Raw genomic sequence first — 24,604 nt, forward strand, 5'->3', positions numbered from 1 at the left:
TCCACAGGCCATCACGGCCCACTGGGCAGGCTCATATGAGTTTGTTGCGGATGGCGTAGGAGACGGCGTGGACGCGGTTGCGCAGTCCGAGACGGTTGATGACCCCGTAGAGGATCTTCTTGATGTTGCGTTCGGAATAGCACATCGTGTCGGCCACCTCGGCGAGGTCCAGGCCCTGCGCCACCAGGCGGAGTACGTCGATCTCCCGGGTGCTCAGGCCGGACGACGTCAGGCCCCTGGGTACCAGCACATTGCGCTGGAGGCGGTCCGCCTGGTCGAGCAGTTCGCCCTGTACCGCGGACGGCAACAGCGCTTCGCCCGCGGCGACCGCCAGCACGGCACGGATCAGGACCTGTGGCTGTGCCTCGGCCCGCCAGAGCACGGCCCGTATTCCGCACTGGGCCGCCACCGTCAAGTCGGCGTACCAGCCGTCGCTGACGACGAGCACGATCCGTGTCGGAGGCGGCATGGGCAGGCTCCGCAGGGCTTCCAGCGTGGAGTTGTCGGCGGTCTGGACCGCGGCCACCACGACGTCCGCCTCCGCCACCGTGGTGAGCGCCATTTTCGGTCCGCGGCTCAGCCCGGCCGCCAACCCGGCGTGTGTCACCGGGTCCGCGGCGTCCACGGCCACCGAGACCGAGGTCGTGGGCAGCTGTCTGACGACGTCTGCACGCGGCCGGAGCATCGGTCTGCTCGCATTCTGCGGACGTCTGATCCTCGGCGAGTCGGTGGCTGCCGGGCCGATCGGGGGACGCCGGTCCGTTTCGGCCTGGCGCTGCGTCGGCACCAGCCGTGCCGGGGCTCCCGTCGAGTGGCTGCTCATCGCTGCTCGCTTTCTGAAGTGAACGTGCCTGTCGGGTCAGCGCCGTTGGGCGCGGCCGACAGCCAGTGGGTGGACACCGATCGCGATCCGACCGGTCGGGAGGAGACCTGCGCCCAGACGACCGCGAGCCACACCAGCGCGCGGTCGCTGTGTCTTTGCAGGGCGAGGCCGGTGAGCTTCTCGATCTGCCTGATCCGGTACAGCAGGGTGTTGCGGTGCAGATGAAGGGCGGCCGTGGCGGAGGCGTTGTCGAACTGGTTCTCGGCCAGGCAGGCGAGAGTCGCCGTCAGTGCGCCGTTGTCCCCGCATGTCAGCGGGCCGAAGACCCGGCGGGTCACCGCGTCCGCGAGTTCGGGAGAGTGCGCCAGGAGCAGCTGGGGCAGGAAATCCTCGACCCGGACCCGTCCACGCCGGTTGGACCGCGACGCGACAGCGACCAGGAGACGCAGATTGTCGACAGCGGTCCGAAGGCCGGTCCGGCCGGTCGGCAAGTCCTGTGCCAGGAGCAGCCGTTGGTCTGCCACGAACACGGACCAGTCGAACGTGAGACTGGTGAGTCCGGTGACGCGGGCGTCCTCGACGAAGGCCAGGGCTCCGGCGCCGCGCAGACGGGCCGCCAGTTCGGCGCGCTCGGCGGGGGCGGACTTGTCGAGCAGCACGACGAAAGGGACGTACGGAGGTGTCAGGTCGAAGCCGAGCCGAGCGGCACGTTCTTGGTCCTCCACCGTGATGGGCAGGTCGGCGCAGAGCCGGTCGAAGACCGTGTGCGCCCGGCGGTCGCCTCGCGCGGACGGCAGGTCGGCCTGGTCCTCGTATGCCTGCGTGTACATCCGCGTGACGATGTCGAGGTAGCTGTCGAGGTGACGCAGCCCCTGGTCTGTCCAGTCCGCCGGCTGCGCGCGTTCCTCCTCGATGGCGAGGCCGAGCACGGCGTCCCAGAAGGCGCGCACGCCCCGGCGTTGGAGCAACAGGCCGCCGTCCAGCGGCTGTCCGGCGACGGCGCACTCCCGCGCCCGCTCGTACATCTCGGACAGGACGTACGAGTCCGGGGGCGTGCCCCTCACCATCCAGTGCAGGAGCAGGCCGACGTGCCGGCGCAGCGAGGCACGAAGAGCGGAAGCCTCACAATGGCGTGCCAAGCGCGCGTATTCGGGCGTATGGCGAAGAACGGGTTCCATGCGCTGGGCCACGGCATCGGCGTCGAGATGTTCCAGGACGTCACGCAAAGCCGCTGTCGCCACGGCGGCGTGCTCGGATCTGTCGGTCATGACGGACGGGCACGAACCGGGGAGAGGAGCGAGCGCCACGCGGTGACGTCGTGTGCCACAGCGCTCGGGGTGTGCCCGGTGGACGGCGTGGCCCTTCCCCGGTGCCGGCGCGATCCCATGGTGATTCCTTTCGTGGGGCACATCCGCCCCGCAAGCCCGACGTGGGGCCGATGCCCGAAGGCGTGAACGAGCTTCCGCGAGCAGACGGTCGTATGGCCGTGTCCGCGTTTGCCACGCGAAGGCCCGCTCGATCGACGGCGCTCGCCGGCTGTCCTCGCGTGCCGGGCGTCGTGCACAACTGCTGTGGCAGCAGCGGCTGTTGCTGCCCTTCGCACCGGTCTGACCATGGTGGACCGGTCGGGCGCGACCGCGCCAATGCCTATCTGTTCGATTCTGAAGCCGTTTCGGCATATGCCGTGATGGGCGTGGCTACGATGAGCCTCATGGACCTCGACATACGCCGGATGCGCTACTTCGTGGCCGTGGCCGAGGAGTGCAGCTTCGTGCGGGCGGCGAGCCGTCTCTACATGACCCAGCCTGCGCTCAGCCGTCAGATCCGCGCACTGGAGGAGGATCTGGACGTGGTCCTCTTCCTGCGTGACCGGCAGGGCACCGTACTCACGCGGGCGGGGCACCAGTTGCTGGAGGACGCCCGGCCGATGCTGGCGATGGCGCAGGCGGTGCAGCAGCGGGTGCGGACGGCGAACCGGGAGGTGAACCAGTTCACCATCGGCTTCATGCCGGGTGTCACAGTCACCCCCATCGTGCGGGAGTTCGCACGCATGGCGCCGCAACTCGACATCGATGTCGTGCACACGTCGATCACCGACCAGGTCGACTTCCTCCTCGACGGGCGGGTCGACGTCTGCTACGTCCGACTGCCCTTGCCAGAAGGCATGTTCGAGGTCGTCCCCCTCTTCCCGGAGCCCCGTGTGGTGGCGCTGTCGAGTGAACATCCCCTCGCGGAACTCAAGGCGGTGCACGTCGAGGAACTACGGGACATGACCTTGCTGCAGGACCCGCGGGACGTACCGGAGTGGCGGGGGCGTGTCCCGCGCGATCCGGTGACGCCGCAGGGGGACACCGGACGCTTCCCGGCGACGATCGAGGAATGCCTGCAGACCGTCGCCTTCGGGTCCGGTTGCTATGTCATGCCGGCCGGCACAGCCGGCTTCTACCACCGTGACGACGTCGTCTACCTGACGCTGGAGGGCGTCGCTCCGCGCATGGTCGCCCTGGCCTACTCCAAACACCGGACCATGCCCGAGCTGCTCCAGTTCGCGGAACTCTCGCGTCGCATGCTCGGCCCGGGCCCGGAGTAACGCCCGGCTCCAGTTCCTCACAACAGGGCGCGTGATCGGTGAACGCACGCCACCGGCAAGGTCGTTGTGCCGGTGCCCAAAGAATCGAGATCATGCTGGTCCTGTGCACGTTGCCCACGGCTGTGTCACGCGGCGAGACTGACACACAGGCATCTGCGGTCGTGGGACCCGGCATCTCGGACGGGCGCGCGGCAAGGTGCCCTCACCGTCTCCGCGTCGCGAGGGGGTGACCGGCACCGGACGTCGCTCACGGGCGGCGCAGTGGGCAGGCGCCGAGTCCGCCGCCTCCTGGTCCGGTCGAATGTCGAACGGCAACTGCGCTGGAGTTCCGCCCTCATGTCAACACTCGTCACTGTCGGACGTCACCGCCTGCAGCGCCTTCTTGGCCGCGGAGGTTTCGGTCTGGTCTGGCTCGCCCATGACGACCTGCTCGACGCCCCGGTCGCGGTGAAGGTCATGGCGGAGAAGTGGGTTCACCGGGCCGATCTCCGGGAGCGTTTCCTGGACGAGGCCCGGCTGCTGCGCCAGGCCGCGTCGGATCGTGTGGTCCAGGTGTACGACATCGGTCAACTGCCGGACGGGCGGCCGTACTTCGTCATGACCTACGCCGATGGGGGAACCCTGGCCGACCGCGTGGCCCAGGGGCCTCTGGGCGTGGACCAGGCGCTGCGGTTCGCGGTGCAGGCCGCACGGGGCGTGGCCGACCTGCACGCGGTCGGCATCGTGCACCGTGACATCAAGCCGTCCAACATCCTGCTCCAGACGGTGTCGGGCGGCCGTGAGCGGCTGCTGGTGGCCGATCTCGGCCTGGCCAAGAGTCTGGCGCAGTCCGCGGGACTGACACAGGGCGTGGGATCGCCCGGCTACATGGCTCCGGAGCAGGTCCCGGAGGACAGGTTGGTCGATGTCGACGAGCGGGCCGACGTCTACGGTCTGGGCGTACTCACCTACGAGTTGCTGACCGGGACCCTGCCGGGCTCGACGCAACAACTCGACTGGCCCGGACCGCCGCACCCCCAGGTGCCGACGCCAGTCCGGCGCGTGACGCGACGCGCCCTCGCCCCCGAGCGGGAGCGGCGCTGGGCAGATGCCGCCGAGTTCGCGGACGCACTCGAAGCCGCCGGTGCCACGACCACCCGCAGCCGCCTGTCCCGAACCGCCGCAACCGGCAAGCGCACCCGCGCACGGAGAGTGGGGGCCGCTCTCGCCGGTACCGCCGTCCTCGTGACCGCGGGGCTGGCCACACGCGCGGCCTTCGAAGCGGACTCCGCCGCCGACACGAAACCCCGCGCGGGGGCCGGCGGCACAGCGATCGCCGAGCCGTACGCGAACTCCTCCACGGCCTCGACATCACCGTCCCCGCACCGGGCACCCGCCGTTTCGGCTTCGTCGGCTTCACCCACACCGTCGGCCACACGGCCATCAAGCCCCTCGGCGGGACTGGGCACCCAAGCGACGAAGACGACGAGTCCTACGGGCAAGGCGGCAGCCCCGGACCCGAGCAAGCCGGCATCGACCCCGCCCGTATGGACGACGCTGACCGTGCGTCATGACCAGCAGTTGATGCCGGGCGAGTCCTGGCAGACCAACCGGACGACCATGACGATGGAGACCGACGGCAACCTCGTCATCTACGACGAGGACCACCACCGGCGCTGGTCCTCGGGCACCACCGGCACCGGATATCGCGCCATCATGCAGGCCGACGGCAACCTCGTCGTCTACGACAAGGACAGCTGGGGCGTCTGGAGCTCCGCCACTTCCGGGCACGACGGCGCCTATCTGTACTTCGGCACCGACGGCGACGTCAGCGTGGTCTACCAGGGCACCACCCTTTGGTCTGCCGACACCCGGCACTGACCCGGTGCCCGTCGTCATGCCTGGGGCGAGCCGAGGCAATCGCCTCGCACCGCAAGGGACGTGCCGTATGCGGCTGCAACGTCACTTCAACGCCTGGTCCAGGAACAGCGCAGCCCATGCGCGGTCGCACCGTAAGCAGCGTCGCCCTTTGCCCCTCCGAGGTTCCGTGCCCTTCGCGTGCCCATACGGACGGAAAACCACGGTCAACAGCGGTACAACCCACCACACACGGCCCCCCAAAGAAGCAGGCGTATGTGCTGGTCAAAGCCATATTTCCCACCCAAGCGCCGTCGCTTCCCAAGCTGAGAGTGCGAGTTCGATTCTCGTCACCCGCTCTTATTGAAGCCCCAGGTCAGCGGCCTGGGGCTCCTTCGTGGGAGGCCCTCTGTCGCATTTTCTAGCACACGAGGGTCCCTGAGATTGGGCACGCAGAGGGCACGAGTTGCTTGCCGAGGGCCACCCACTCACCACCCCGGTCGCCGAAACGCGCCACTGACCTGCTGTTTCATGGCACCCACCGCGGCAGTCCCCGATGAAAGCCCTCAGCCTGCCGTGCCCTCCGCCGGACCGGCTGGCGGTTTCCTTACCACGGAGGGGGCGCGAGCCTGGACCTTGCCGCGTAAGACATTTTGTCTTACATTGATTGCATGGCTGACACCATCACGATCCGCAGCGACTCGGAGACCGAGCACGCTCTCGATGTTCTCACTCATGACGGCAGTTCACGCTCGGCGGCCATCCGCCAAGCCGTACTCGAAGCCGCTCTACGCAAAGAACGGGCTGCCGCAATGCGTCGCGCCGTCCTACGTATGCCACTCGGCGAACCGGACGGCATCGACATCGCCGCTGAGATCGCCCGCGGCCGCGAGGACGAGCGCTGATGATCTATCTCGACTCAGCCGCCGTCGTGAAACTCGTCCACGCCGAATCCGAGTCGCAGGCATTGCGCAACTGGCTCGACGAACGGGCGGAGACCGGATGGACGAGTTCGGTTCTGGCGGAGATCGAGTCATCGCGAGCCCTGGCACGCTACGCCCCGGAAGCCGTCGCCCGGCTCCACCCGGTCCTCGACCTGATCGAGTTGGTGGAGCTGGATGCCGGCATTCGCATCTTGGCCCAGACCGTGAAACCGACGACCGTACGGAGTCTGGACGCCATCCACCTGGCAACGGCTCTCCGCATCCGCTCCCAGCTCACCTCATTCGTCACGTACGACAAACGACTGGCCGATGCCGCCCAAGCAGCCGGGCTGACCGTCGACATGCCCGCCTAAGACGTCGTTGCAGTGCAGGCGTGGCCCGGACTCGACCGGTGTGCTGCTTCGGGGCAAACCCGACGCCATCACCGCCGTACTGGCCGCACTCGACGACACCCCCTTCATCGACCTCTCCGCATCCGGCGACGAGATACACGCCATCTCCTGGGCCGAGCCCGGCTCCCGCGACGCCCTGGTGTTCCGTCGGCTCCCCTCTCCCCGGGCGGTCACCTCGGTGACCGCCTCCACAGTGCCCCCCGTCTTCTCGGAAGCGACCGACTGGCGCCACGACGTCCTGACCGCGGCGGAACCGGTGGCCCTACAAGAGGCCGTCACCGCAACCGAGTTGGACGAGGCCGACCACGCCATCCTGGCGGAACTGCGCGACGACGCACGCGCCTCGGCCTCGGGCCGCTCGCACCAGCTACCCCGACTCCACCCTCCGACGCCGCATCACCCGCCCGACCACGGGCAGCCAGTTGCTCACCAACATCGTCATCGACCCGAAACGGCTCGGGCTCACCATCAACGCAACATCATGATGCGCGTCGCCCCGGACCGCCTCGACGCCGTCGGACGCTCCCTGGCGGCCCACCCCTCCATGCACCGAGCCCTCGCCACCACCGAACCGTCCGACCTGCACATCGCCGTCTGGATCCCCACACCGGAGAGTTTCTACCGATTCATCAGCCACGACCAGGCCGGACTCAGCGTCACCAGCGCGGAGACCGTCATCGTCGGCCAGGCAGTCAAACGACCCGGCTCGCTCACCACCACTCGTCACGGGGCCGGGCTCTCGCTCTTCATGGCGGCCTTCGTCCTCCGGGCCACCGCACGCTGATCCAGCACTGCCTCCACCGCGATCGGGAGCCGCCGGAAGGTTCAGCCGTGGAGTGGCCGGGCAGTGCACGCCAGAAGGCACCTTCGGCAAGTGCCTGCTGACGCCATCGACCTGGTACGGGATACTGCGGAACGTTGCGAACTGACGATCAATCACTGAGCTGGGGGCAAACAGTGGCGGGCGGGAACGATCCTTACGCGCGGGAACTCGCGAGGCAGGCCAGAGAGCGGGAGAAGGCCCGGAAGGCCGCCGAGGCCGAGGCCAAGCGGAAGGCTCGCGAAGAGAAGCTGGCGTACGAAGCAGCCCGCGCCCAAGAGGCTGTCGACCGTACGAGCGTGGCCGAGCACGATGCCGAGCAGCTTTCCCGGCTGCTGCGTACGTCCGTCTTGGACGGGCATCCGCTGACGTTCGAGCGGTTAAGGCAGCAGTTCACTCCCGCGCCGTTCGTACCGCCCAAGGGCCGTGCCAAAGCCGCGCCCTTGCCCAGGTGGGAGGAGTACGAGCCGCAGCCGCCACGGGGGCTGCTGGGTGCTCTCGGATTCGGACGAAAAGGGTACGACGCGGAGGTCGAAGCCGCTCGCAAGCAGTTCGACAGGGCGCTGCGAGACCACGCGCGCGACGAGAAGAAGCGCGCGGAGAAGCTGCAGAAGGCCCGCGCACAGCACGAGAAGGAAAACCGGGAGGAAGCTGCCCGGGTCGAGGCGTGGAACGCCACTCTTGAGGGGCGCCATAACGCATACCAGGACAGGGATGTCGACGCTGTCGAATGGTTCGCCGACCAGGTCCTGGCAGCCTCCGTGTATCCGCACGGTTTCCCGAGGAGCCACCAGGTCTCGTTTCAGGCGGACACCGGTGACTTGCTGATCGAGATCGACCTACCACTGGAAGACGTGGTGCCTGCGGCCCGTGCGTACCGGTACGTGAAGACCCGTGACGAGATCACAGCCGTCCCGAAGCCGGACAAGGAGCGCAAGGAACTCTACGCGTCAATCCTGGCCCAGACGGCCCTGCGTACCGTCCACGAACTCTTCGCCGCCGACACCGAAGGCGTAGTCCAGTCCGTCGCCTTGAACGGGCATGTGGCCACGATCGACCGCGCCACGGGGCGCAACGTCCATCCGTGCCTGATCACGCTCCAGGCTGATCGGGGCGAGTTCGGTGAGCTGGTCCTGACGCAGGTGGACCCGCGGGCCTGCCTGAAGCGGCTGCGTTCACTGATCTCGCCCAACCCGTACGAGTTGGAGCCGGTAAGGCCGTTGGTCACGTTCGACCTGTCCAAGTTCCGCCTCATGGACAGCCTGGACGTCGTGGCCGGCCTGGACAGCCGCCCCGTACTGATGGACCTGACCCCCACAGAGTTCGAGCACCTCATCCGGCAACTGTTCGAGGCCATCGGCCTGGACAGCGTGAACACACAGCCGTCGAAGGACGAAGGTGTGGACGCGGTCGCGATGAACACGGACCCGGTCATGAAAGGGCTGTGCATCATCCAGGCCAAACGCACCAAGAACGTGGTGCCGTTCGAGACCGTCTCCGCTCTCGCCGGCGTCGTGGAACACAAGCGTGCGGCCAAGGGCATCCTGGTGACGACCTCATGGTTCGGCCGGGCGAGCGAGGCGTTCGCCAACGAGCACGGGAGGCTCGAACTCCTCGACGGCGCCAACCTGGTCCACCTGTTCAAGGAGCACATGGACCTCGACGTCATCCCGGGCCCGACGCCACCGAAGCGGCGCCCGCGGTAAGCGCCACGGGCGTCGGCCCCGCTGCCCCTGCCACCGAATTGCCGAGAGAACCGCACATCGCGGTGAGTACGGTCATCACCACCGCTTCCGATCACGCACGGTGCCAGACTGAGCCTGGGGAAAGGGGTGCGCCATGGGGTTCGGGTTCCGAGTCGGGGTTCCTGGGATGAGTGTGCGGGTCTCGACGCGCGGGGTACGAACCTCGGTAGGTCCGCGTGCGGCAAGACTCAGCGTGGGCACCGGCGGGGCCCGGATGTCGTCAGGGCTCGGCCCCTTCTACGTGTCGAGTTCTCTGAGCGGAAACCGACGGCGAACGACTACGCGGCGGGCCTCGGGTCCCCGCACTGTCGTCCCGTCCGCTGCTCACCTGGACCGTGCTGCGGCACTGGCACTCCCTGGCTCATCCCTGCTAGCCCTTTCGGATGCCCTCGATGCTGCGCAGCTGGTGGCTCAGCCCCTATTGACGTGCCACCTGTGCCGCCTGGTCGCGGACGGACAGCCCATCATTCCGGGTCGCTGCATCCGACAGAAGGATGCGCCCGTACGCGGTGGATGGGCGAGGGCCGGTTTCTGATGGGCGACCGACCAGTCCTCCGGCTCGCCGAGTTCCTCGAACTCGCGGGTGGCGGCTGCCATGACCTTGGTGGCGTATGCGTTGTTTCCCTCCTTGCTCAGGGCCGTGCCGATCCACAAGCGTGTCCGGGCTCGGTCGCGCCTGCTGAGGCGCTCGTCTGCGGCGAGCTGCTCGTACCAGCGGGCGGACGCGTCGAGCCGGCCCGACATCTCCTGTACGACGGCGAGGGACAGCTCGATCTGGGCAGGACGGCGCGGGATGTCGAGTTCGGAGAACATGCCGCGCACTCGTGCAGGACTGGCGTGCGGACAGCGGACCGAGGATCGCGCCCCTGATCACGCCGTACATCTCCGAGCAGCACCAGCGAACGGCCGTACAGGTACAGGCCCTTGTCGTCGAGGTCGTGCGGGGCACGGCTGCTCAGCCAGCGGTTCAGCAAGGTCGAGGCGAAGGGGAAGTCCTGGCGGCTGACGCAGACCACGGCACGCTCGATGTCCTCGGTCCATGTCTCGTGGCCGCCGGCCGCGCGACCTTCCGCTCAGGGAACAGCAGCGCTTCGAACCGAGCTTGGCCGGCGGTGTCCGCACGGGACAGCGCGGTGTCGAGGATGGCCCGCGTATCCGGTCGGGGCTGGGTCCCGACGCCGAGGGCACCAACGCCACCCTGGACGCTGATCAACGCCTACCGCACCACGAGGTGAACCGAAAAAGTTCCCGGCCCGCGGCAACCCTGTGCGGAGTCTGTGACCACCAGGAGTCGGATCCGGTCATCCCCCGTGCCTGGATTCACTCCTCTTCTGGTGAACGGCATGCAAGGAGAACACCTCCCCATGAACAACCCCACGACAGGCGGGCGCCGCGGGCGCCACCGCCGTCGCTGGACCGCCACCGCTCTGCTGCTCGGCGTGCCCGCCGTCGTCGTGCCGTATCTCCTGTTCGCGCAGGAGGACTCGCAGGCCGCGACGATCGACGGCAATGCCTACTACCGGCTGGTTTCGGTACGCAGTGGCAAGGTGATGGACGTCAACGCCTTCTCCACCGCCGACGGCACCCGCATCCAGCAGTGGACCGACCAGAACACCGCCAACCAGCAGTGGAAGCTGAGACCCACCGGGGACGGCTACTACGAGCTGGTGAACCGCAACAGCGGCAAGGTGCTGGGCATAGCGGGCGGTTCGACCGCCCAGGCGGCCGCCGCCGAGCAGCAGACCGACAGCTCCGCCACTTCCCAGGAGTGGCGGATCGACGATGTGAGCGGTTCCGACGCCGTCACTTTCACCTCCCGCAGGAGCGGACAGGTCCTGGACGTCTCCGGAGGCTCCACGGCCGAGGGCGCGCCGATCATCCAGTATCCCGGCAGGGGCAGCACCAACCAGCAGTGGAAGCTGGTGCAAACGGCCGAGACCCAGGCGTCCGGGACCGGCAGCACTCGGACCACGGCCGCGGCCGGACCGTATGTGTGGAAGAACGCCCAGGTGGTGGGCGGCGGTTACGTCACCGGGCTGGTGTTCAACCAGAAGGAGAAGGGTCTGCTGTACGCCCGCACCGACATGGGTGGCGCCTACCGCTGGGACACCGCGGCCGAGCAGTGGATCCCGCTGACCGACTGGCTCGGTGAGAAGGACTGGAACCTGCTGGGCATCGACTCGCTGGCCACCGACCCCGTCGACCCGGGCCGGCTCTACCTCGCGACGGGCACTTACACCAACGAGTGGGCGGGCAACGGCGCGATCCTGCGTTCCACCGACCGGGGCCGTACCTTCCAGCGGACCGATCTGCCGTTCAAGGTGGGCGGCAACGAACCCGGCCGGGGGGCGGGCGAGCGGCTCGTGATCGACCCCGCGGACCACGGCACCCTGCTGCTGGGCACCCGCAAGAACGGCTTGTGGCGCAGCACCGACTACGGCGCGACATGGAGTCAGGTCTCCTCGTTCCCCGTCAAGGACGGGGCGAGCAGCGGCGCGGGCATCTCCTTCGTGACGTACGGCCCGGCCGGCAGCAACACGGTCTACGTCGGCGTCAACGACAAGGACACCTCCCTGTACCGCTCCACCGACGGCGGCAACAGCTGGCAGGCCGTCTCCGGGCGGCCCACCGGCCAGATGCCGCAGCACGGTGTCGTCTCCGGTGACGGTTCGCTGTACCTGACGTACAGCAACAGCATCGGCCCCATGGACGCGACGGCGGGCTCGGTGTGGAAGTACACCCCGGCCGGCGGCGCGTGGAAGGACATCTCTCCCTCGCAGGGCGGTTACGGGTTCTCCGGTCTGGCCCTCGACCCGCAGAAGCCGTCCACGGTGATGGTCACCACCCTGGACCGGTGGTGGCCCGAGGACGAGATCTACCGGACCACCGACGGCGGTACGACCTGGAAGGCGCTGGCCGACAAGTCGCAGCGGGACGCCTCCGGCGCTCCGTACGTCGGCACCCACACCGGGCACTGGATGACCGCGCTGGCCATCGACCCCTTCGACTCCGGGCACGTGCTGTACGGCACCGGCAACGGCATCTGGCGAAGCAAGGACGCGGGCGCCTCCGACAGCGGCGGCACCAGCCACTGGACCTCCGGGGCCCGCGGGCTGGAGGAGACCTCGCTGGCGGACGCGATCGCTCCTCCCGGCGGCGCCACCGTCATCACCTCCATGGGCGACCAGGGCGGCTTCCGCCACGACTCCCTGACCGAGGTACCCGCCGGACGGCTGAAGGACCCGCTGATGAGCAGCAGCACCGACATCGACTTCGCCCAGTCCGCTCCCACGGTGATGGTCCGTGTCGGCACCGGCGGCGCGCAGGACGGGGCCTACTCCACCGACGGCGGCAGCACCTGGAACGGCTTCACCGCCGAACCGGTCCCCAGCGCGAACAGCGGCCATGTCGCCCTCGCCGCGGACGGTTCCACCATCGTCTGGGCCGAAGCAGGCCAGGCCCCCTACCGCTCGACCGACAAGGGAGCGAGCTGGTCGAAGGTCAGCGGCCTGGGCACCGACGCCGTCGTCGTCGCCGACCGCTCCTCGGCCAGCACCTTCTACGCACTGACCAACGGCACACTCAACGCCAGCACCGACGGCGGCGCGACCTTCACCCCCCGCGCCACCAACCTCCCGTCCGGCCGGCTCACCGCCGTCCCCGGCATCAACGGGGACCTGTGGATCGCCGGCGGTGACAAGGGGCTGCTGCACTCCACCGACGGCGGCCGCACCTTCACCACACTCAAGACGGTGCAGTCCGCCTCCGCCCTCGGATTCGGCAAGGCCGCACCCGGCGCCAACTACCAGGCCCTGTACCTGATCGGCACCGTCAACGACGTCACCGGAGTCTTCCGCTCCACCGACAAGGGCGCCACCTGGCTCCGCGTCAACGACAGCGCCCACCAGTGGGGTGCCATCGGCAGCCTCGGCATCATCACCGGCGACCCCGACACCTTCGGCCGCGTCTACATCGGCACCAACGGACGGGGCCTCCAGTACGGCGACCCGTCCTGACCCAGGCACCCGAGCGGGGCCGCAGCCACAACGGCCTGCGGCCCCGCCGTGCTGTCAACAGGATGCCGGATCTTCAATGGGTTGAGGTAGAGCCATTGCCTCGGGGCAGGGCCCGTGCTGTCCCGCACGCGCGCTGACTGGCACGCACTTGTCGCAGCCCACCGTGATGGCATCCGCCTCGGCGGCGAGGTCGGTCAGGACCGCGACGTCAGCCTGCGGCGGGGACGGGGGCGTGGGTTGGTACTGGTGTCTCCGCCGGATCGGGCTCGGCTGTCGCCGCGGAGGGGGCGGGGGCGTAGGGGATCTCTCCGCGCAGGACGGCCTTGGCGCGGTCCTCGTCCAGCTCGCCCTCCCAGCGGGCGACGGCCAGGGTGGCGACGCCGTTGCCGACCAGGCTGGTCAGGGCGCGGGCTTCGGACATGAACCGGTCGACGCCGAAGATCAGTGCCAGGGCGGCGGGCGGGACGTGCGGGACGGCGCTGAGGGTGGCGGCCAGGGCGATGAAGCCGGAGCCGGTGACGCCTGCGGCGCCCTTGGAGGTGAGCAGCATGACGGCGAGCATGGCCAGCTGCTGGGTGAGGCTGAGGTGGATGCCGAGGGCCTGGGCGAGGAAGACCGAGCCCATGGTCAGGTAGATGGCGGTGCCGTCGAGGTTGAAGGAGTACCCGGCCGGCAGCGTGATGCCGACGACGGGTTTCGAGGCTCCGGCGTGCTGGAGCTTGGCCATCATGCGCGGCAGTACGGGCTCGGTGGAGGAGGTGCCCAGGACGATCAGCAGTTCTTCCTTGATGTAGCGCAGGAAGGGCAGCAGCCGCAGTCCGTTCAGGCGCATCACGGTCCCGAGGACGACCAGGACGAAGAAGAGGGCGGTCAGCCAGAACGAGCCGACGAGCAGCGCCAGGTGGCGCAGGGTGCCCAGGCCGTAGTGGCCGATGGTGAAGGCCATCGAGCCGAACGCGCCGATGGGGGCCAGCCGCATGATCCAGCGGATGAGCGTGAACAGGACCGTGGAGAACTTCTCGACGCCCCGGGCTATGCCCAGGCCGGCCTCTCCGCTGGCGTGCAGGCCGAAGCCGAACAGCACCGACACCAGCAGCACGGGCAGGATCTCGTTGCCGGTCAGGGCGCTGATCAGGGTGGCCGGGACGACGGCGAGGAGGAAGGCGGCGAAGCCCTCGTGGGCCGTGGTCGCCTCTGGCGGCAGGCCCTTGGTGGACAGGGTCGAGAGGTCGATGTGCAGACCGCTGCCCGGTTTGACGACGTTGACGACGACCAGGCCGATCACCATGGCCACGGTGGTCAGCACCTCGAAGTAGACCAGGGCCTTCAGGCTCACGCGGCCGACCGCGCGGGCGTTGCCCATGGAGGCGATGCCGTGGACGACCGTGCAGAAGATGATCGGTGCGATGAACATCTTCACCAGCGCGATGAAGCCGTCGCCGAGCGGTTTGAGGTCAGCGCCGACGGACGGCCACAGCCCGCCCACGGCGGCGCCGAGGAGGACGGCGATCAGGCACTGGATGTAGAGGTGGGACAGCATCCGGCGGATGCGGCCCGGTGGTTGGGCGACGGTACCCGGGGCGGCGTCGTTGCGGCTCATGCGGGGCGTCCTTCCAGGACGGGAACGAGGAGTTCGGCTCGGGCGATGCGGCGGGCGGCGCGGTGCAGCAGCACCGTGGGGGACGCGCCGTCCGGGGCGGGGACGGCTAGGGTGGTGATCACGCCGGCGGGGGTGCCCAGGCGCAGCGTGCCGTCGGCGGTCTGCCGGGCTACGCGGTGGGCGAGGGTGCCAGGGGTGGTGGCGGCCGTGGCCAGGGCCACGGCGGAGGTCAGGCCGATCGCCGGGTGCGGGGCGTGCATGGAGACCATGCGCACGGCCAGGTCGTACTCGTCATGGTTGACGAGGATGCCCTGCGTGGTGCGATAGGGGGCGGGTCGGGCGACGATGCCCGCTTTCGGTACCGCGTGGCTGACCGGATCGCCCTCGCGGGCCAGGCCCATGGCCAGCGCCGCCTGGCGGCGCAGCAGGGTCAGTGCGGGTACCGCGGTGGCGAACGCGGTGAGGGATTCCGTGCCGTCGAGGCCGAACGCCTTGGCCTCGAACAGCGCGGCCGGCGCGCCGGCGTCCACCAGGGATGCCTCGACAAGGCCGTCCGGGCCGGTCAGCTCGTCCAGTGCCCGGCCGGTCGGCAGTGCGCGGCCGGTCGTCGAGCCCGCCGGGTCCTGAAACCCGAGCAGGACCGGCACGCCCGGCGCCGAGGTACCCGGGACCACGGCCGTGCCCTCCTCCGGGGCCACGCCCGCGGGGGTGGGGATCGTGCCGGTGAGGCGGGCCCCGGTGTTGACGTTGAGCATGCGGACGGTGGTGGTGTCCGGCGTGATCGGCACGAGATGGTGGTGGACGGCGTACAGGGCCACGGCGGTGGCGCAGTTGCCGCAGTTGCCGGCCCACTCCACGCGCTCGTCGCCGATCCCCACCTGCGCGAAGGCGTACTCGACATCCACGCCGGCCTGGGCCGACGCCTGTACGACGGCGGCCTTGGAGGTGGTGGAGGAGGCGCCGCCCACGCCGTCGATCTGACGGGGGTCGGCGGCGTTGAAGGCGGCGAGCAGGAGGGCATCGACGTCCACGCCCGTGGCGGCCACGTCGCGGTGGTCGAAGATCCAGCACTTGCTGGTTCCTCCGCGGATCATCTCGCCCTGCAGACGCAGCACAACCGACTCCTCACAGCCATGAAAGGGGAAGCCCGCCGACGGTCTCGCCGTGCGTGGTGTCCTCCACGGTGGGTTACGGCAGCGTGAAGTACAATCTCGGAAAACTGGATGGCTATTAAGCTGAAGTGAACGCTGGGGGTGGCGGCATGCTCGACGTCCGGCGCATCCTGCTGTTCACGGAGGTCGCCCGGCGCGGCTCGGTGACCGCGACAGCCCGCGCCCTCAACTACACCCCGTCAGCGGTATCACAGCAGATCAGCCGCCTGGAAACAGAGGCAGGCCAGCCCCTGCTGGAACGCCACGCCCGGGGAGTCACCCTCACCGACGCCGGACGGGCGCTGGCCGAACGAGGGCAACGGATCGAACGCGAACTGCAGGCCGCGGAGAACGAACTCGCCGACTACGCCGGCCTGCGCGCGGGCACCCTGCGCATCGGCACCTTCCCCACCGTCGGCGCCTCGCTCCTCCCACAGGCCGTGATCGCCTTCCGCGACGCCCACCCCGACGTACGGCTGACCGTCCGCAGCGCCCGCATCGCCGGACTCTGGACGATGCTGGAGAACCGGGAGATCGAGATGTCCCTCATGTGGGACTACGGCTGGAGCCGAATCGACCGGGAGGACATCGTCGTCACCCCGCTCCTCGACGACCCGCCGGCCCTTCTCGTCAGCGACCACCACCCGCTCGCCGGCCGCGACACCGCCTCACTCGCCGACTTCGCACACGACCCCTGGATCACCCGCGCCGACCATCACCCGGTGGCCGAAGCCCTCGTGCGCGGCTGCCGCGCCGTCGGCTTCGAGCCCCACATCGCCTACGAGGCCCACGACTACCAGGAGGCCCAGGCCATGGTCGCCGCCGGCATCGGCGTCGCCCTCGCCCCCACCCTGGCCCTGGAGGGCATCCGACCCGGTGTGAACGTCCTGCCCCTCCAGCCGCCGGCCCCCGTCCGCCGCATCCTCCTGGTCCGCATGGCCGACCACTCGCTCACCCCCGCCGCCCTGACCTTCGCCGGACTCCTCCGCGACGCCGCTGCGGCCCGAACCCCCTGACGCTGACACCGAACCACGCCCACCGGTCATGGAACCGTCGCGCTCACCGCTGAGAACCGGGCCCCCGCACTTCGGTGTTGGGCGTGGGCCACCGTCGGCGGCAAGCAACCTGGCCATACGTCGGGGCCCTCGGCCTGTATCTGACGCATCGCGTCGGAATCCACTCCGTCATGGCAGTGCCGCTGCGGGCACGCGGGGTGACCCTGGGAAATTCTGTGACTCTTCGCGGCAACCTTTTCGGCCTCTGGGACCACTCGGTGTTGTCCGGCCAGGTGGTCGGTCAGATGCAACAGCTGAAAGAGAGCACAGGCGTGTCCCTGGAACGAGAGCACAGACATGTCCCCGGCCCACCCACGTCATCGGTGGCGTCCCCCGTCGGCGGCCACCGCGCCGACGGGGGCGCGCGCGGTGGCCGCCCGAAGCATCGTGGCCGTCGGTTGCTCGCGCGCCGGGGTCTCTGGGCGGGTCTCACCATGGTGGTCGTGGCCGGCTCGGCTGTCGTGGTCAGCCAGGCTTCGGCGCAGCAGAAGACCCTGGACCTGAAGAAGTGGTACGTGCTGGTCAACCGCAACAGCGGCAAGGTGCTGGACGACCGCGCCTCCGCCAAGAACGACGGCGCGGCGGTGGTGCAGTGGAGCCGTCACGGCGGCGCCAACCAGCAGTGGCGGTTCATCGACGCGGGTGACGGGTACTACCGGCTGCAGAACCGGAACTCCGGCAAGGTGCTGGACGACCTCGGCTGGTCGAAGACCGCCGGCTCCGCCGTCGTGCAGTGGAAAGACCTGAACGGCACCAACCAGCAGTTCAAACTGGCCAAGTCGACGAACGGCTACATGCGCTTGGTCAATCGCTTCAGTGGCATGGCCGTCGGTGTCCAGAACGCCGCCAAGGCCGACGGGCGCAACATCGTCCAGAACCGCGACCTGAGCGCCGCCAACCAGCAGTGGAAGCTCGTCCCGGCCGGCAGCGTCGGCGGCACCGGGAACCCGGGGAACTCCGCCAGCACGCCCACGCCCGGCGCCAGCGCTCCGGCGAGCCAGGCTCCGAGCAGCACCCCGACGTCGCCGTCGACGTCTCCGGCCGCCACCAACGGCACGTCGGCGAAGAGTTTCATGGGCAGTGACAAGGTGCTCATCGGCGGCTCGATGTCCGACGCCTCGTTCAACGCCGCGCCGTTCGACGTGCGCTACGCCTACATACACAGCCAGCCCGCGCCCTCGTCGGAGGCCTATACGGCGTCGCGTTGCAAGGCCGAGTGGTCGAGCTGGTGGGGCTGCTGGGGCGGCACCAGCACAGCGCCCGGAAACCAGGTGACCTGGCAGGACAGCGTGGCGGCCAAGGCGACCTACCAGGGCAAGTCGCGACCGCAGAAGTATCTGTGGACCTGGTACTCGCTGCGGGACCTCGGGGACGCGGCGGGCGAGGGCGACGGTCCGGGCGAGGTCAAGGCCATCAACCGGACCGACCTGCTCACCAAGTACCTGAACGACTACCGGTTCTTCCTCCAGAAGATCGGCACGTCGCACGACGCGATCGACCTCGAGCCCGACTTCTGGGGCTTCGCCCGGACGCTCGGCAATCTGCACCAGGTTCCCGCACAGGTCAAGGCCTCGAATCCGACGGACTGCGGATCGCAGGAGAACAGCGCCTCCGGACTCGCCCAGTGCCTGATCTCGATGGCGCACAAGTACGCGCCGAACACCGCCGTGGGGCTGCACCTCTCCTGCTTCGACTGGGAGAGCAACCTCCAGAAGTGCATCACGGACTACGCGGACCTCGGGGCGAAGAACGCCGACTTCCTGGCCACCGATGTGTCGGACCGCGACGCGGGCTGGTACGCACAGCCGGCTCACGGCGGCAGTGACCACTTCTGGAACGACCAGAAGGCCGCCGCCTCGCTGAAGTTCTGGAAGACGATGGCCGAGTCCGTGGGCAAGCCGGTCGTCCTGTGGCAGATCCCCGTGGGCAACATGGCGCAGAACAACACGCCCGACCACTACAAGGACGACAAGGTGGACTGGTTCTTCTCGCACATGGACCAGGTGGCGGACGCCCACATCGCCGGCCTGCTGTTCGGTGCGGGGTGGACGGAGCAGACGACGCCTGAGACCGACGGCGGAAACCTGTTCAACAAGACGATCGCCTATCACAACTCGGGTGGTACACCACTCAAGTAGGTGAAGCCGACAAATGCGCCCCCATCTCTTCGATGGGGGCGCATTTCGTCGTCTTCGTCGGGCTGAGGACTCCTCGGTCGGCGCCGGCCATGCCGCCGTCGGTGCGGGCGCCGACCGAGGCGGCCTTGGCGAAAGGAGTGATCGTGTCGACAGGTGACGGCGGGGAGGCCGAGTTCGACCGCGCGGCCGGGAGAGTGCGGGCCGTGCCGGTCTATGAATGCGTCGCTGTGGCGGAAGGTGAATGCGGCCCGGGACGCCGGCGCCCACGCCGCGCAGGATCAGGAGCACATCCATCAGCCCGACAAGCCTCGCCGAGCCTCCGTCTGATCCCCGAACGACGGGAACCCCAGCCGGCACACGGCTGGGGTTCCTCGACGAGGCGGTGAGCAGCGGTCAGCGCTGCAGGGTGAGGACACCCGGCCGCCACGGCAGTCGGTCGTAGGGGCCGCTCGCGGTGGGGGACTTGCCCTGGTAGAGGAACTGCAGGTGGCAGGGGTCGATGGTCATGGTCTGGTCGGGGTTGTCGCGGACCAGGTCACCGTGGCTGATGTCGTCGGTCCAGGTGGCGCCGCTGTTGGCCTTGCCGGCGAAGGGGTTGTCCTCGCCGGCGGCCTGCGGGGTCCACGCACCGTTCAGGCTGGTGGCGGTGAAGGAGCGGAAGTAACGCGGGAGGGTTCGGTGGTGTCCCACTTCATCTCGTTCTCCGGGGTGATCATGTTGAATTCCCGGTCGAGAATGGCGGAGTACGTCGAGTCGCCGAGCCTGCCCGAGGCCACTGCCGTGCCGAAGTAGCGGCCGCTGTCGGCCGCTGCGCCTGCCGGCGTGGGGGCCTTCGGCGTGCGTGCGGCTTGGGCGACCAGGGGTACAGCAGCACCCGCGGCGGCGAGGACCACGGCGGCGGCGAGCACGCGGCGGGCAGCCGGACGGCGGCGATGAGAGCGGTTCTGATCTGACAAGGGCATGTCCTTCTGGCGGTGAGCCTTGATCCGGCCCCGGTTGTCCGCCAGTTGCCGCCACGCACACAAAGGTTGCCGCGATGGGGGGAAGGTTTGTCACAGCCGCCGTCACCGTCCCCACCCAGTTCCACGGCGACCTGCCGGCCACCATGGAGGCCACCTGCGCCGACGGGACCAACGCCGGGCCGGCCGACTGGACCCCGTACCAGCGGCTCGGGTACTTGTTCTCCCATCGAGCTTGTGCGGCAGGGGGACCTTGTCCTCCTGCCGCACACCGGCCTTCACCGGGCCGGGACGAACCCTCCCCGGACCGACGCGGAGCCGCCCGAATCCTGCCCGTCGACGCGGTAGCCGTCGCCCGCGGCACTGCGCGCGCCGGTGCCGTTGTTGAACTGCGCGGCGAACTCATGGCTCCCGGCCGGCACGGTCAGGCCCGGCTTGAGGACCCAGCGGTAGACCAGCGTGCCGCCGGCCTCCTGGGTGGTGACGGTGAAGTCATCACTCGGCAGGGTCTGCCAGGTGCCGGTGTTCTTCACCCCGCCGGTCTGCACGATCCGGATCTCGACCGTGAGCGAGGTGAGCGGCTGGGTCGTCTTGAGGACGAGGTTGCTCTGCGTCCAGTAGACGGTGCTCTGCGGATCCACCGAGCCGGCCGACCACAACGGTCCGTTCTGGCTCTCGCCGGCGGATGGTGATGGACTGGCGGTCGGCGGAGTCGGGCGTGAGCTGCCCGGGGTGGTGACCGGGGCCGGCGCGACAGGGGTGGGGCGGGCCGATGTCGGGTGCGGGGAGCTGACGGTCGGGGACGGGGTGGCAGGCGTGGTCACGGTGGGCGACGGTGACGAGGTGGCGACGATGGCGGCGACGGCGAGGCCGCCGGTCGCCAGGATGCCAGCGGCGGCGAGCCCCGCGAGCCCGGCGAGCGCGACCCTGATCCAGGACCTCGCGAACGGCCGCGCGCGATGACGGACGGCGGGGCCGGCCATGCCTCGTTGCACCCGGGCCAGCATCCTCGCGCGGTCGGGCCGGTGGGCCTCGGCGGCCTCGCGCAGCTGACGGGCGATCTCCTCGTTCACCGGTTCCTCCTCCCTGCCACCAGGTCCCCGGCCGCTCGTGCGCCCAGTATCCTTTCCAGCTCGGCCATTCCCTTCGAGGTCTGGCTCTTCACCGTGCCGACCGATATGCCCAGCGCCACCGCCGTGTCCTTCTCCGACAGGTCGAAGGCGTGCCGCAGCACCACGCAGGCCCGCTTGCGGAACGGCAGCCGGGCGAGCGCCGCGCGGACGTCCAGTACGGCCGCCATGTCCGGCCCGTCCACCTTCTCGGGGCTGCGGGACCAGAACAGCGCGATCCGACGTCGCTCCCGCACCGCGCTGCGGATCCGTCCCCTCGCCAGGTTGGCCACCACACCGCGGGCGTAGGCGAGCGGGTGGTCGGCCTGCCGCAGCCGGTCCCAGCGCTGCCACAGGGCGACCAGGGCATCCGCCGCGAGGTCGTCCGCCGCGTCGGTCTCGCCGGTCAGCAGATAAGCCAGACGGGCGAGTTCGGCGTAGTGGCGTTCGAAGAACTCGTGGAACTCCGCGGACGCGTCATCGAGGACCATCCCCCGGCCGCCCTCTCGTGGCAATGATGTGCGCGTTGGTTGCACGTTTAACAACATCGGGGCGCGCAGCCTAACAGTGTCCGGCCCGGGATTCGAAGAGCGGTCGTGCTCGGTTGCGGGGCGGTGAAGGCTGACCGGCGGGCTGGTCAATGCCGGGCGAACCGGACGCCGGTCGGCTGCGCGACGTCCGGCTGCACGGCGGTGCCGTCGGCGGTCAGCCGCTCCCCGTGGATGTCGGTGATCCTGACACCGGTTCCGCTCCCCGGGGGACGGGACGCCGGCACACCGACGACCAGCAGCCCCGAGGGAATGCCCGTGACCAGTCCGTGCCCGCGCCACGGTCGCGGCGCGGCGTGCTTCGTTGCCCTCATGCTCGTCCATCCGGTAGTTCGACTCGGCCTTCCGGATCACAGTTGCCGCAGAGGACGAGAAGGTTGCCGCCCCTGGTCGTCGCCACCGCCGAGGCCGAGAAGGCGAACGCGAACAACTCCCGTACGGTGATGTTCACGTGGAACCAGCGTGAGACTTGTGCCGCCCACCTGGCCGCCGTCACCGTCGCGATCCCGGTGCCTGCGCCCGGGCAGACGGTCAACGGAGCCGTCGTGCCGGAGTAGCGGACCTCTCGACCACTCCTGACCCGCCACGCACGGCCGGGACATCGGTGATTCCATGTGCTCCGGCAACGACACCTCGCCGACCGAGGCTCGTCTCCGGAAGCCGGCTTCCGTCAGCCCGTGAGAAGCGCTCCCCGCGCCTCCGAGCCGACCGCGTGCCTGTAGGACGTCACGTCACAGCACATACACCCAGGTCAGAAGCTATTCGCCTCCGCAAGCGCCGTCGCTTCCCAAGCTGAGAGTGCGAGTTCGATTCTCGTCACCCGCTCCAGAATTCGCCCCCAGGTCAGCGGCCCGGGGGTTGTTTGTTGTCCAGTTGGTCCCATCATTTCCTCCGACCCCGCACATCCCCTGACGGACAGCGGTCACCTGATGGTCACCGGGCGACACTTGTGGGCATTCAGCTGCCTGCCTGTGCGCCGCCACAGTCGTCCCAGTGACCGGTAGAAGCGGTCCGGCAGGAACACGGCGTCCGCGACGACCATCGCACCGGAGAAGAGCGGCAGCCCCATGAGGACGGCGATGCCCAGGTGCATGCCGAGCAGCATCGTCAGGACCGGGTACTTGAGCCGTCCGAACAGGACGAACGGAAACGCGACCTGGAGCAGCACCGTCAGGTAGCAGGCAATGGCGATCAGTGCGGCGTGTTCGTCCACCATGAGGGAGAGCTCGGGCCAGGGGCGGAACAGGTCGAGGTTCAGGACGTAGTGGAGGGCGGTTCCGTTGCCCCAGGAGGCGCCCTGCACCTTGTAGAGGCCCGCCGATCCGTAGAGGAAGCAGACCTGGGCCGCGATGACGAACATGCCGCAGTTGTGCAGCGCGGCCGTCAAGGTCCGGCGGGACGAGGCGAGTTGGTGCCGGAACTCGTCGGCATCCGGGCCCGCCGAACTGCTCGCCGTCTTCCCCGTGGAGCCCTGGAGGCGGGTTCTGCGCGCGTCCAGGGACCAGCGTCGGCCGCACGCGGTGAGGACCAGGTAGAGGGCCATGAGGAGGATGAGGTTGTCTCCTCCGTCGGTCATGAAGATCGCCCTGGCGTGGAACGACGCCACCACGACGGCGAACAGCACGGACACCGCTCTCGTCCGCCAGCCCAGCATGAACAGCGCGGACGTGACGAGGGCCAGTGCGTAGCAGGTCTCGAAGTACGGCCGGCTGTCGGACAGGGTGAGGATGCTGGCCCACCCTGTCTGGTCGAAGAGCTGCCTGGCCAGGTCGGGCGTCCAGGGTGATCCGGGTCCCCAGATCTCGTCGCGGTGCGGAAACTCGCGCAGGAGGAAGACGAGGTAGAGGAGTCCGTAGCCGATGCGCAGAACGGCCGCCGCGTAGAGGGAGACCGGCTGCTCGGTCAGGAACGTGAGAAACGCACCGATCCGCTCCGGTACGTGGCGTGGCGGGCCTGCGTCCGCCTCGTCGGGGATACGTGGGATACGTCGGTCCGCAGCGAGTGCCTGCTCAGTTTCCACGGGAGGTCACCTTCCACCAGGGCAGATACCGCGTTTCGACAGGTTTCGGCGCGGCTGCGGACGAGCCGGGGCCGGGTCCCTCGGCCGGCGCGGCGATGGGCACGGTGATCACCCGCAACTGGACGGACTCGAACGTGCCGCCGCGCTGGTCGGTCATGCGGTCCGCCGCGATGTCGGTCAGGTACTTCTGCATCATCAGCGCCCGCTGCGAACGGGGCCGGTCGTCACCGCCATGGGTTTCGAGGTACGAACTCCAGGCCCGCCGCAGCATGTTCTGCGCGGTGTGACTCGGGAAGACGTCGTGCCTCACCGCCGAGTCGTCGACGCCGCTCAGATCGAACCAGCCGCTCACGTGCACCCTGCCGTCCGGGGTGGTGTGCCTGGTCCGTGCCGAGATCTGCCGGTTGACCGACTCCGGATCCGGGGCGAAGAGCCGCCAGTTCTGCTCGAACAGCGGGAAGACCCAGGCGTCGACCTGTCGGCTGTACTGCCGGGAGAGGGGGTTCGGGGGTGCCACGTGCAGAAACACCAGGAGAACGTGGGCCAGGGCCGTCGCCAGGCACAGGGCCACAGCCGCGCTCGTTCCCGCCTTCAGGAGGGTGGGCGGAGGCTTCGAAAGGCCTTGGCGCGGAAGGGTTGTCCCGCCCCGGTCCGGTTCCTCGGCGTCCGCCGTTTCGGTGCCGCCCGGCACGGACCCAGCCGGGCCTTCCACTCTGGCTTCTCTCACTGTGTCTCCTGAGATTGCGCCAACGGCGCGGGGGGGGGGGGGGAGGGGAGGTGGGAGAGACACTGTGAAGACTAGATCTAGGGAATGTGTATTTTAGTGTTGTTGTGTTGGTTGTGTTTTTGTTTTGTTTG

Annotated in this window: 20 protein-coding genes and 3 pseudogenes; 11 read left to right on the forward strand and 12 right to left on the reverse strand. The window is 69.1% G+C overall.

Features of this window, described 5'->3' with window-relative positions:
* Positions 1-31: 31 nt before the first annotated feature.
* The gene (locus tag ACFXC1_RS23425; RefSeq protein ID WP_019070435.1) at positions 32-685 is read right to left on the reverse strand and encodes a response regulator transcription factor; all 654 of its coding nucleotides are present in this window, start codon (positions 683-685) and stop codon (positions 32-34) included.
* Positions 686-819: 134 nt separating this feature from the next.
* Positions 820-2,091 (reverse strand): PucR family transcriptional regulator, encoded by a 1,272-nt coding sequence (locus tag ACFXC1_RS23430; protein ID WP_381245447.1) that lies wholly within the window; start codon positions 2,089-2,091, stop codon positions 820-822.
* Positions 2,092-2,534: 443 nt separating this feature from the next.
* Between ACFXC1_RS23430 and ACFXC1_RS23435 the strand changes: the two genes are divergently transcribed.
* From ACFXC1_RS23435 to ACFXC1_RS23460, 6 genes are all read left to right on the forward strand, one after another.
* On the forward strand, positions 2,535-3,413 hold the full coding sequence (locus ACFXC1_RS23435; RefSeq protein WP_200679577.1) for a LysR family transcriptional regulator: 879 nt from the start codon (positions 2,535-2,537) through the stop codon (positions 3,411-3,413).
* A gap of 336 nt (positions 3,414-3,749) precedes the next feature.
* The gene (locus tag ACFXC1_RS23440; RefSeq protein WP_381245449.1) at positions 3,750-5,273 is read left to right on the forward strand and encodes a protein kinase domain-containing protein; all 1,524 of its coding nucleotides are present in this window, start codon (positions 3,750-3,752) and stop codon (positions 5,271-5,273) included.
* 647 nt (positions 5,274-5,920) lie between these two features.
* Complete coding sequence (locus ACFXC1_RS23445; protein WP_381245451.1) at positions 5,921-6,154, forward strand: hypothetical protein; 234 nt, start codon at positions 5,921-5,923, stop codon at positions 6,152-6,154.
* Positions 6,154-6,546 carry a type II toxin-antitoxin system VapC family toxin gene (locus ACFXC1_RS23450; RefSeq protein ID WP_200679579.1) on the forward strand — a complete coding sequence of 131 codons (393 nt, stop codon included), beginning with the start codon at positions 6,154-6,156 and terminating at the stop codon, positions 6,544-6,546. The genes ACFXC1_RS23445 and ACFXC1_RS23450 overlap by 1 nt, the downstream gene beginning before the upstream one ends.
* Before the next feature lie 40 nt (positions 6,547-6,586).
* Positions 6,587-7,369, forward strand: a complete 783-nt coding sequence (locus ACFXC1_RS23455; protein WP_381245453.1) for an Lrp/AsnC family transcriptional regulator — start codon at positions 6,587-6,589, stop codon at positions 7,367-7,369.
* A gap of 173 nt (positions 7,370-7,542) precedes the next feature.
* On the forward strand, positions 7,543-9,111 hold the full coding sequence (locus ACFXC1_RS23460; protein ID WP_381245455.1) for a restriction endonuclease: 1,569 nt from the start codon (positions 7,543-7,545) through the stop codon (positions 9,109-9,111).
* Positions 9,112-9,568: 457 nt separating this feature from the next.
* Here ACFXC1_RS23460 and ACFXC1_RS23465 read toward each other — a convergent pair.
* Positions 9,569-10,363: pseudogene (locus ACFXC1_RS23465) on the reverse strand (hypothetical protein).
* 151 nt (positions 10,364-10,514) lie between these two features.
* Between ACFXC1_RS23465 and ACFXC1_RS23470 the strand changes: the two are divergent.
* The gene (locus ACFXC1_RS23470; RefSeq protein WP_381245457.1) at positions 10,515-13,166 is read left to right on the forward strand and encodes an RICIN domain-containing protein; all 2,652 of its coding nucleotides are present in this window, start codon (positions 10,515-10,517) and stop codon (positions 13,164-13,166) included.
* 208 nt (positions 13,167-13,374) lie between these two features.
* Here the strand turns inward: ACFXC1_RS23470 and dctA are convergent, their stop codons facing one another.
* Both dctA and ACFXC1_RS23480 read right to left on the reverse strand, forming a co-directional pair.
* On the reverse strand, positions 13,375-14,766 hold the full coding sequence (dctA, locus tag ACFXC1_RS23475; RefSeq protein WP_381245459.1) for a C4-dicarboxylate transporter DctA: 1,392 nt from the start codon (positions 14,764-14,766) through the stop codon (positions 13,375-13,377).
* Positions 14,763-15,881 (reverse strand): PrpF domain-containing protein, encoded by a 1,119-nt coding sequence (locus ACFXC1_RS23480; protein ID WP_381245461.1) that lies wholly within the window; start codon positions 15,879-15,881, stop codon positions 14,763-14,765. The genes dctA and ACFXC1_RS23480 overlap by 4 nt, the downstream gene beginning before the upstream one ends.
* Positions 15,882-16,027: 146 nt before the next feature.
* Here ACFXC1_RS23480 and ACFXC1_RS23485 point away from each other — a divergent pair, with 146 nt between their 5' ends.
* Positions 16,028-16,933, forward strand: coding sequence for a LysR family transcriptional regulator (locus ACFXC1_RS23485; protein ID WP_381245545.1), 906 nt, complete (start codon positions 16,028-16,030; stop codon positions 16,931-16,933).
* A 473-nt stretch (positions 16,934-17,406) separates the two neighbouring features.
* Positions 17,407-19,110 carry an RICIN domain-containing protein gene (locus ACFXC1_RS23490; protein ID WP_381245463.1) on the forward strand — a complete coding sequence of 568 codons (1,704 nt, stop codon included), beginning with the start codon at positions 17,407-17,409 and terminating at the stop codon, positions 19,108-19,110.
* 393 nt (positions 19,111-19,503) lie between these two features.
* On the opposite strand, the pseudogene ACFXC1_RS23495 reads toward ACFXC1_RS23490, so the two are convergent.
* A pseudogene (locus ACFXC1_RS23495) lies at positions 19,504-19,776 on the reverse strand (non-reducing end alpha-L-arabinofuranosidase family hydrolase); the annotation flags it as partial.
* Positions 19,743-20,072, reverse strand: a complete 330-nt coding sequence (locus ACFXC1_RS23500) for an endo-1,4-beta-xylanase (protein WP_381245465.1) — start codon at positions 20,070-20,072, stop codon at positions 19,743-19,745. The gene ACFXC1_RS23500 and the pseudogene ACFXC1_RS23495, both read right to left, overlap by 34 nt.
* A 74-nt stretch (positions 20,073-20,146) precedes the next feature.
* On the opposite strand from ACFXC1_RS23500, the pseudogene ACFXC1_RS23505 reads away from it, so the two are divergent.
* A pseudogene (locus ACFXC1_RS23505) lies at positions 20,147-20,287 on the forward strand (hypothetical protein); the annotation flags it as partial.
* Between the two features lie 60 nt (positions 20,288-20,347).
* Here ACFXC1_RS23505 and ACFXC1_RS23510 read toward each other — a convergent pair.
* The 3 genes from ACFXC1_RS23510 to ACFXC1_RS23520 all read right to left on the reverse strand — a co-directional run bounded on the left by ACFXC1_RS23510 (position 20,348) and on the right by ACFXC1_RS23520 (position 22,040).
* Positions 20,348-21,142, reverse strand: a complete 795-nt coding sequence (locus tag ACFXC1_RS23510) for a hypothetical protein (protein ID WP_381245467.1) — start codon at positions 21,140-21,142, stop codon at positions 20,348-20,350.
* Complete coding sequence (locus ACFXC1_RS23515) at positions 21,139-21,669, reverse strand: SigE family RNA polymerase sigma factor (RefSeq protein ID WP_351748532.1); 531 nt, start codon at positions 21,667-21,669, stop codon at positions 21,139-21,141. The genes ACFXC1_RS23510 and ACFXC1_RS23515 overlap by 4 nt, the downstream gene beginning before the upstream one ends.
* A 146-nt stretch (positions 21,670-21,815) precedes the next feature.
* Positions 21,816-22,040, reverse strand: a complete 225-nt coding sequence (locus ACFXC1_RS23520; RefSeq protein ID WP_381245469.1) for a hypothetical protein — start codon at positions 22,038-22,040, stop codon at positions 21,816-21,818.
* Positions 22,041-22,103: 63 nt separating this feature from the next.
* Here ACFXC1_RS23520 and ACFXC1_RS23525 point away from each other — a divergent pair, with 63 nt between their 5' ends.
* Positions 22,104-22,283: a hypothetical protein gene (locus ACFXC1_RS23525; protein WP_381245471.1), complete on the forward strand. Its 180-nt coding sequence runs from the start codon at positions 22,104-22,106 to the stop codon at positions 22,281-22,283.
* A gap of 365 nt (positions 22,284-22,648) precedes the next feature.
* Here ACFXC1_RS23525 and ACFXC1_RS23530 read toward each other — a convergent pair whose 3' ends face one another.
* Together ACFXC1_RS23530 and ACFXC1_RS23535 are read right to left on the reverse strand one after the other, a co-directional pair.
* Complete coding sequence (locus ACFXC1_RS23530; protein ID WP_381245473.1) at positions 22,649-23,746, reverse strand: HTTM domain-containing protein; 1,098 nt, start codon at positions 23,744-23,746, stop codon at positions 22,649-22,651.
* Positions 23,736-24,473 carry a DUF5819 family protein gene (locus ACFXC1_RS23535; RefSeq protein ID WP_381245475.1) on the reverse strand — a complete coding sequence of 246 codons (738 nt, stop codon included), beginning with the start codon at positions 24,471-24,473 and terminating at the stop codon, positions 23,736-23,738. Before ACFXC1_RS23535 ends, ACFXC1_RS23530 begins: the two co-directional genes overlap by 11 nt.
* Positions 24,474-24,604: the final 131 nt, after the last annotated feature.

The organism is Streptomyces hokutonensis (assembly GCF_042751305.1).
GTDB lineage: Bacteria > Actinomycetota > Actinomycetes > Streptomycetales > Streptomycetaceae > Streptomyces > Streptomyces hokutonensis_A.